Raw genomic sequence first — 1,313 nt, 5'->3', positions numbered from 1 at the left:
ACCGGCCGTCCCGAGCTGACCGAGGCCGCCATCGTGGTCTCCGGCGGCCGCGGCGTCGGTGCCGCCGAGGGCTTCGGCGTGGTCGAGGAGCTCGCGGACGCGCTGGACGCGGCCGTCGGTGCCTCGCGCGCCGCCGTCGACGCCGGCTGGTACCCGCACAGCTCCCAGGTCGGCCAGACCGGCAAGCAGGTCTCGCCCCAGCTGTACGTGGCCAACGGCATCTCGGGTGCCATCCAGCACCGGGCCGGCATGCAGACCTCGAAGACCATCGTGGCCGTCAACAAGGACCCCGAGGCCCCGATCTTCGAGCTCGCCGACTACGGCGTGGTCGGCGACCTCTTCGAGGTGCTGCCGCAGCTGACCGCCGAGGTGAAGACCCGCAAGGGCTGATCCCCCGCGACGACCTCGCGACGACCTCGCGGCGACCCCGCGACGACCGGAGGGCGTGGCACTCGGTACCCCGGTACCGAGTGCCACGCCCTCCGTTGTTCACCGTTCCCGGCCCGTGGTCTCCCGTTCCCGCCGCCCGCGCGCCGTCCCGGTCCGAGGTCCGAGGTCCGAGGTCCGAAATCCGGGAACCGACTCCGCCGGCTATTCGGCGAAGGCCGCCAGGTGCTGGGTGAAACCGCCCTTGGTGGGCGGCAGCGGCCGCGGTTCGAGGTCCTGCACCGGCGGCGGCTCCTCCATCGGCAGCAGCCGCAGCTCGGGCTGCTCGGAGTCGGGGGAGGAGTACAGCCGCACCCGGGTGCCGACCGGGACGGTGCTGCGCATCCCGTCCACGATGCACCAGACGTCGAACCCCTCCTCCATCCGGATCAGCGACTTCTGCCGGACCAGCGGCGTCCGGGCCTGTTCGACCGCGCAGCGGCGGACCACGCCGGTGCCCTCGCTGGGCTCCAGTCGCAGCTCGGTGGAGCCGCAGGTGGGGCAGAGCAGCCGTTGGAAGGTCGGGTTGTTGCACCAGGTACAGCGCTGGAAGTACAGCGTCGTGCTCCGGGTGTCGGCATCGATGGCTGAGTGGACCACGCTGTCATCTCCCTGCGCTCGGACCGGCTCTGTCGGCTGAAGTACGTCAGTAGTTCGGCGGTAGTTCGGCAGGAAAAGGATAGGGAACTCAGTGCCATCCTGTGAAGGCACTGAGTTCCCTTTTTGCCACGCACGTGCATAATGAAGGGTACTGAGTACCGTCGTGAAACAGGAGTGGCGATCATGAGCCAGGACTTCGATCTCTTCCGTATCTCCGAGGAGCACGAGATGCTCCGTGAGGCGGTGCGTTCGCTGGCCGAGGCGAAGATCGCTCCGTTCGCGGCGGA

General features: G+C 69.2%; 2 protein-coding genes. One reads left to right on the top strand and one right to left on the bottom strand.

Going from position 1 to position 1,313, the window contains the following annotated elements:
- On the top strand, positions 1-390 hold a 390-nt coding region (locus ACZ58X_RS40205), incomplete at its 5' end, for an electron transfer flavoprotein subunit alpha/FixB family protein (RefSeq protein ID WP_470338518.1).
- 201 nt (positions 391-591) lie between these two features.
- Here the strand turns inward: ACZ58X_RS40205 and ACZ58X_RS40200 are convergent.
- Positions 592-1,026 (bottom strand): PhlB family protein, encoded by a 435-nt coding sequence (locus ACZ58X_RS40200; RefSeq protein ID WP_387932700.1) that lies wholly within the window; start codon positions 1,024-1,026, stop codon positions 592-594.
- Positions 1,027-1,313 lie beyond the last annotated feature (287 nt).

The sequence above is a fragment of the Kitasatospora sp. NPDC040550 genome (genome assembly GCF_055594965.1).
The sequence above is the reverse complement of the archived record's forward strand: the minus strand, read 5'-3'. Positions and strand labels throughout refer to the sequence as shown.